At 57.2% G+C, this 6,867-nt stretch carries 4 protein-coding genes and 1 pseudogene; 3 read left to right on the top strand and 2 right to left on the bottom strand.

Annotated features, from left to right (window positions below; translation table 11 throughout):
• A pseudogene (locus ACP7BS_RS27980) lies at positions 1-1,529 on the bottom strand (hypothetical protein); the annotation flags it as partial.
• A 636-nt stretch (positions 1,530-2,165) separates the two neighbouring features.
• Positions 2,166-3,092, bottom strand: a complete 927-nt coding sequence (locus ACP7BS_RS27975; RefSeq protein WP_426232577.1) for a glycosyltransferase family 2 protein — start codon at positions 3,090-3,092, stop codon at positions 2,166-2,168.
• A gap of 338 nt (positions 3,093-3,430) precedes the next feature.
• Here ACP7BS_RS27975 and ACP7BS_RS27970 point away from each other — a divergent pair, with 338 nt between their 5' ends.
• From ACP7BS_RS27970 to wecC, 3 genes are read left to right on the top strand one after another with little or no spacing between them, the layout of a single operon-like run.
• Entirely contained in the window at positions 3,431-4,720 is a 1,290-nt protein-coding gene (locus ACP7BS_RS27970) for a hypothetical protein (protein ID WP_426240713.1), read from the top strand.
• A 1-nt stretch (position 4,721) separates the two neighbouring features.
• On the top strand, positions 4,722-5,552 hold the full coding sequence (locus tag ACP7BS_RS27965) for a WecB/TagA/CpsF family glycosyltransferase (protein WP_426240712.1): 831 nt from the start codon (positions 4,722-4,724) through the stop codon (positions 5,550-5,552).
• A complete protein-coding gene (wecC, locus tag ACP7BS_RS27960) occupies positions 5,545-6,801 on the top strand; it encodes a UDP-N-acetyl-D-mannosamine dehydrogenase (protein ID WP_426240711.1) in 1,257 nt (418 codons plus the stop codon). Before ACP7BS_RS27965 ends, wecC begins: the two co-directional genes overlap by 8 nt.
• The last annotated feature ends 66 nt before the right edge of the window (positions 6,802-6,867 follow it).

Below are 6,867 nucleotides of genomic sequence, written 5' to 3'. Positions count from 1 at the left end.
GAGGCATCGGCAAGGCTGGCTGTGACACCGGTCTTTGCGCTGCCATAGAAAGCGGTGTCGATCCCCGTTCCACCATCCAAAGTGTCGGCACCGGCACCACCGTCCAGCATATCATTACCCGCACCGCCCTTGAGTGCGTCATTGCCCGCAAGACCCTTGATGCTGTCATTGCCGCCCAGGCCGTCGATCTTGTCGGCACTCGCCGTGCCGGTAAGCACGTCATTGCCATTGGTCGCCTTGCCCGCAACAGGTGTTTCCGGGGTGGTTGGCGTTTCCGGTGTCGTGGGTGTCTCAGGCGTGGTTGGGGTTTCCGGAGTGACAGGTGGAGTTTCCGGGTTGACGGGTGGGGTCTCCGGCGAAACACCTAGACCGGTGTTTCCGGACAGGACCGGCTTGTTGTCATACAGCGAGAAGTCGCCCCAATGGCCGCCGCCGATCTCGTTATTGGTAATCTTGATTGTGTTCGCATCGACAGTGCCACCGCCTTTGCGTCCGTCTATGTAAACGGTGTAACCGCCGCCCACCAGCCGGTTGTGGTCAACGGTGATGTTGCGCAGACCGCCGAATGTATTTTCCAGCATCAGGGCAGCTGTCTGGTCGTGGTCGTTGATGATCGTGTTGTGGATGAAGTCGATATCCTGGCCGCCATTGACCTGAATGCCGTCGTAATGCGGGTCGGCTTTACCATTCCGGAGATTGTGAATGTAATTGTCCTGAACCGAAGACGGTCCCCATAAGGTCATGCCATTTTCAACGTCGTGTATGTTGTTGCGCAGGAACGTTCCATGGCCGTAGACGCCATTGTCGCTCAAGCCACGTCCGTCGATTTCACTGTCCTTCAGAGTGAAGCCGGACGCGTCATCCATGATCCGCAGAACATGCCACTCGGTATTTGAGATTAGCTTGATGTTGCTCAGCGTGACATTCTGGGCATCGATGATTATATCGCCGGTGACTTCCATATTGCTGATGACGGCATTGTCCTCAGTAATATGAAGCGAACCGGTATATTTCGTTATTGCGACACCAGTCTTGACGCCGGTATTGGTTGCGTCAGGGAAACCTGTCGCTGCTGTCGCTGCTGTCGCTGCTGTCGCTGCTGTCGCTGCTGTCGCTGCTGTCGCTGCTGTCGCTGCGCTGTTGTTCACCGTAGACGTCGCGGCGGGCGCGTCGGTACTTGCCGCACTGATGCTGGCGGCAGATTTTAAAGCGTTCTGGGAGGCCTCTGTTGCTCCCGTATCGGATGTTGTGCCTGATGAGACGCCGCTCGCATCAAATGTTGCGCTTTCGGCATCGCTCTCTGCGGCCGGTGTTTTGTTAAGGAAGTGGAATGAATTGTGGTCGGACGTCCTGCTCTCATGGCGAATATCGCGTACACCAAAATCTTCCATGGCGTTATGAGCGCGATGTGCAAAGCCGCCGGATTCGTTCGGCATGACTTTGGAGGCGACCGTTGCCTCTTGAGTGTCGCTCGCTTCGTTCAGATCGATGACGTCGAGAGAATTCCCCTGGATGTTATCCTCAGTCAAAAACCCACTAGTGGTTGCATTCAATAGTGTTCGTGCCACTGTGCTATCGCCTTTCTCCTCAGCCCTTTAACCCCGTTTCAACATAGTATTACGGGTAAGCCGCCTACCTCTATTTCGGTACGGCAAACTTATAACAGCAAGGAGTAATGCAACTCACAATGAGGTGCAATCGGTCTATAGCGGCTGGCTATAATGAGGCATGACGCCCGATTTCAGTCTTAATATTGCCGCAAAACGCTTAAAATTCCGCTTCCGATTGATATATTTGCCAAATTTGCGGCCGCTGGTTACTAAATACACTTGCAGGCAAATTCTAAATCCTCACGCGAAACTGCAACCTGCAGTGCAATGGAAGTGCTGAAAAGATTTGCAAAAAAATGTTGGAAGATGTTCGATTTCACATAAAGGCCTCAGAGGCGGAGCAGCGCGTATTTTTTTTTCAAAAATTAATTTTGCTCAACCTTAAGGGTTCGCTGACACGCGTATCAACCGGGTTTCACGCCGAATCTGCCTATCAGCCGTGTCGGAAATACAGACCTGAGCTGGAAATATTGCTGATGGGCAGCCCAATGATCCGCTGACGCGGCCATGCAAAAAGCTTGCGCCATCTTGTATACCAGGGATCCCGGTCGCGGCCTAAAAGCGGAGCGCGGCGCTCAAGGTCGCCCGGCGTCCTGTCCCTATGGCCAGACGCATCGTTTCGCCGACCACGATACCGGAACGGAACAATGCGGAGGCCAGTGCGCCGTGATGCCGGCGGTAATATTTAATGCGGTTGGCCGTCATCAATGCAGTGAGAAAATCGCTGCTATGGTAATCCCCGCCAATATGGATGGCCTGGGATGACGGAACATACAGCACGTCTAGGCCGGCTGCTCGAGCCCGCTGCAGATAATCGACCTCTTCGCTATAAAGGAAGAAGCTGTCGTCCCACTCTCCAATCACGGCCCGCGCATTGGCGGTGACCAGAAGGATCGCGCCGGTCGCCCATTCAATGGGTCCGCCCTCTTGGTACAGCGCAGAACTGGCGACCATTTCACCCAGCCCCAACCGGGCGGCTAGCCTGCCACCCAGCAGCGCTTCCGACCAGGCGGTTGCTAGCGATGGTTCGCGGCGAATGGACTTGGCGATGACGCCGTCCTCCCCACGCACCTGCGGCACGGCTACGCCGACCGAAGAACTGCTCAAACCCGCATATAGGCGGCTGATCGATCCGGGCTGCAAACGAATATCAGGGTTGAGAACCAGCAGGTCCGACAAAGGCTCGATCGTCGCGGTCGCAGTATTGATCCCTGCGGAATAGCCACCATTCCGGCCCGTCGCAATCACTCTTGCTCCAATCGGATGCGCATGTGCGATAGCTATGGAATCATCGTAGCTGTCATTATCGACGACAATCACCTCATACTCCTCGATGCCTTCCAGACCCGCACGCAGAGAATCAAGCAATCCCGGCAACACCGAAGCGCTGTTGTAGGTGACGGCTACGATCGAGAGTTTTCGCGGGATCATGGGAGCTGGCGCGATCCTGTTGAACTCTCTTTGTTTTATCGAAGCATCCATTTCGCGCCCTCATGTCCGGCGAGACCCGCAAGCGGGAGTCCTGCAATTCCTATTGGAAAAATGCCGGCGCCGAAACACTGGAGAGAGAGGTAGCCGGTCAGTCCACTCGAACTCCACCGCTAATCCCAAAGCTGAAGGAACACCAGTTTGGGTAATACTATCGGCGCATGCCGATACCATTGCCAGCATGCCGATGGCGGCTTTGTAAGTCTTTGAGTGCGCTGGCATATCTGTGAGGATTTTCTAGCATGTGGACAGCAACCGAGGATTCTCAATTTATCACGACGCCTTTGCTCAACTGCCATTTCCGTTGATGCGGCAAGTTATCAGGAGCTTTCATGCCGATTGATTTTCAGCATTCATTGCCATCCAGTGCGCGAAGCGTATCATCGGACCATAGTGGACAGCAGCCGCCCCCTGTTGAGCGAGCCGGGATAGGCGTAGTTGACCGGCTGGAAGCCATCGAATCGGTCTCGCGCAAGACAAGAATTCAAGCCGACCGTTTCTTGAATGTTGCAAAGCGAGGCCTGCCACGCATGCATCGGCGCGGTGCGTTCGTGCATACGCTGCGTGCGGTCAACCTGGACTCCAATTGGACGGAGCGTCTCGAAGGAGACAGCCTTCGTTACACCGCTATCGCCGCACTCGGGCTGTCCTATGCTGACAGAGCCACACAGCAACAGGTACTGGATGGCGATACGGCGTTCGATCTCGCGCATGCGTGTGCAGTTCGGGCCACGACATCGGCAGATATGGGTGCTATCGCCCTTTCTGCCTGGGCCGCCGCTGAGGCAGGACGGTTCCATTCGTTGCCGCTGTTTCGCCAGCTGGTGCAAATACTTGCCTCTGATGCGCCTGTCGCGACTGTCGATTGCGCGTGGGCATTGAGTGCCGGCTTGGCAGCTCGCCAATTCGGCGACACACAGGATGTCGTCTCCCTGGCGACGACGCGGCTGATGTCCGCGCGGTCGCCGGCAGGGCTGTTTCCGCATATGTTGCCCGCATCGGCCAGCGGGCGTTTCCGCGCGCATATTGGATGTTTTGCCGATCAGGTTTACCCGATCCAGGCACTCTCCCGCCTTTATGCGGCACAGTCAAACACAGAAGCTTTGTCGGCAGCCGAAGTCTGTGCCGAACGAATTTGCGCCCTGCAAGGGCCGGGCGGCCAGTGGTGGTGGCACTACGATACGCGCAACGGCGTCGTCGTCGAGGGTTATCCGGTCTACAGCGTTCACCAGCACGCGATGGCCCCGATGGCATTGCTCGACCTTCGAGAAGCCGGAGGTACCGACCATTCCCAAGCGATCATCAGAGGCATGTACTGGCTCGACGACCATCCCGAGGTCTCAACGCCGCTCGTTGCATCGGAAAAAGGCGTGATCTGGCGCAAGGTGGCGCGCCGCGAACCCCGCAAGTTGGTCAGAGCCGTATCCGCTGTGACGACGTCTCTGCTGCCGGGATTGCATGTTCCCGGGCTCGATACGCTCTTTCCGCCGATCCGCGTGGATTATGAATGCCGGCCCTACGAACTCGGCTGGCTGATGTACGCATGGCTTTCAGGAGGGGTGGTCGCCCAGCTTGCCCCCAACCCGGCAGGGGACATGCCTGCAGTTTTCAAGGAGATTTGATATGCAAAGGCAACGCCAGCTTCTGTTTGGTATGTATATGGATGCGATGCGCATGGATGATGTCATCGAGCGATGCCGCATGGCACTGACGACACGTCGGCCAATCCTTCTAGGGGTGCTCAATGCCGCAAAAATCGTCGAGCTTCACAGAAATACACTGCTGCGCGAATCTCTGATGGAATGCGATCTCTTGCTGGCGGATGGTCAGTCCGTCGTGTGGGCAAGTCAGTTGCTCGGCCGGCCCTTGCCGGAGCGCGTGGCAGGCATCGACATCTTCACGCGACTTCTTTTTCTCGCGCATCGCGACGACCGGTCCATTGCGCTGCTGGGCGCCAAACCTGAGGTCCTGCAGGAAATGCGGCGCGTTCTCGCGCAGCGCTTCCCCGGTTTGAGGATCGCCTATAGCCATCATGGATTTTACGAGGCCGCAGAAGCAGGGCAGATCGCCGCCGATATCCGAGAATCCGGCGCCGATATGCTTTTCCTGGGAATGACGTCACCCAAGAAGGAGATATTTCTGGGATCGTATGGCGCGTCCCTCAAGGTCCCCGTGTTGCATGGCGTCGGTGGCTCCTTCGACATCATGGCGGGTCTCACGAAACGCGCACCCATCGCTTGGCAGAAGACTGGAATGGAGTGGGCTTACAGACTGCTGCAAGAGCCGCGCCGACTGTGGTGGCGCTATTTCAAGACCAACACCAGCTTCGTCCAACTCACCGTCCGGGAACTGCTACATCCCGCGCGTGCATTCAGGTTCGGTGCGAACCGGAACGTGGCACCTGCTAGGTCCATCATTTCAGATGCGCAGCTCCGGAGTATTGCCGATGAGTGAAGTGTTCAAGAGCAGAGTTGCCATCCTGGGTATGGGGTATATCGGACTGCCTACCGCTGTTGCTATCGCAACGCGCGGCGTCGACGTGATCGGCGTCGATATAAATCCGGCGACCGTCGCAGCCTTGTCGCGCGGGGAAGTGCCGTTCGTCGAGCCGGATCTGGCCGTGGCTGTCAGCGGTGCCGTCGCGATGGGGCGGCTGACTGCGACAACCGAGACACCGGAGGCGGAAGCCTTCATTATTGCGGTACCAACACCCTTCAACGAGGATCGAACCGCTGATCTGTCCTATGTGAAGGCGGCCGCCGAGCAGATTGCCCCAAGGTTGAAGTCCGGCAATATCGTGGTGCTCGAATCCACCTCACCGCCCGGAACCACTCAGAAGGTGGGAGACTGGATCGGAGCCCTGCGCCCGGATCTGAGAATGCCGCGTGATGGCGAGACTGGTGCCGACATATTTGTTGCCCATTGCCCGGAGCGCGTTCTTCCGGGCCGCATCATGATCGAAATGATCACCAACGACCGCGTCGTCGGTGGCTTGACACCAAGATGTGCGGAGAAGGCGGCGTCGATTTATCGCTTGTTTGCTCAAGGCGAGATCCTGTTGACCGATGCCGCAAGCGCCGAAATGGCCAAGCTCGTGGAAAATGCCTATCGCGACGTCAATATTGCTTTTGCCAATGAGATCTCCCTGATCAGCGAAAGCCTCCATATCGACGTCTGGGAAGTGATCCGCCTGGCCAACCGGCATCCGCGCGTCAACATTCTCAGCCCCGGACCGGGCGTCGGCGGTCATTGCATTCCGGTCGATCCCTGGTTCATCGTTTCTGCCGCGCCCCAGTTGTCACGGCTGATCCGTACGGCGCGCGAGGTCAATGATCATCGGCCTCATCACGTCGCCGGGCAGGTGGTGGAGAAGGCAAAGCGGTTCCGTTCGCCGACGATTGCCTGCCTGGGCCTAACCTTCAAGGCAAACGTCGATGATGTGCGCGAAAGCCCCGCGATAGAAGTCGTCGGGCTCATCGCCGAGGCGCTGCCGGATGTCGAAATTCTTGTGGCGGATCCTTATGTCAGCGCTATGCCGGGAGCACTATCAAAATACGATAATCTTCACCTTGAGGGTGCGTATCAGGCGGTGGAGCGCGCGGACATCGTGGTGCTTCTCGTAGAGCACGAACCCTTCAAAGCCATGAGGCACACCCGCCTGGCAGGCAAAGTGATCTACGATACGCGTGGCGCCTGGCACTGAAGCAGCCATTGGTGTAGCAAGAAAAGGCTTTCTGCGGATACGACGGGAACGGGCAGAATGAATTTC

The sequence above is a fragment of the Pararhizobium sp. DWP1-1-3 genome (assembly GCF_049896125.1).
Classification (GTDB): Bacteria; Pseudomonadota; Alphaproteobacteria; order Rhizobiales; family Rhizobiaceae; genus Pararhizobium.
Note: the sequence above shows the minus strand (reverse complement) of the source record. Positions and strands in the feature narration are given on the sequence as shown.

Excerpts from the sequence above, each read along its gene's own strand:
- ACP7BS_RS27975 (WP_426232577.1), bottom strand. The coding sequence starts at position 3,092 with ATGGATGCTTCGATAAAACAAAGAGAGTTCAACAGGATCGCGCCAGCT.
- ACP7BS_RS27970 (WP_426240713.1), top strand. The coding sequence starts at position 3,431 with ATGCCGATTGATTTTCAGCATTCATTGCCATCCAGTGCGCGAAGCGTA.
- ACP7BS_RS27965 (WP_426240712.1), top strand. The coding sequence starts at position 4,722 with ATGCAAAGGCAACGCCAGCTTCTGTTTGGTATGTATATGGATGCGATG.
- wecC (WP_426240711.1), top strand. The coding sequence starts at position 5,545 with ATGAGTGAAGTGTTCAAGAGCAGAGTTGCCATCCTGGGTATGGGGTAT.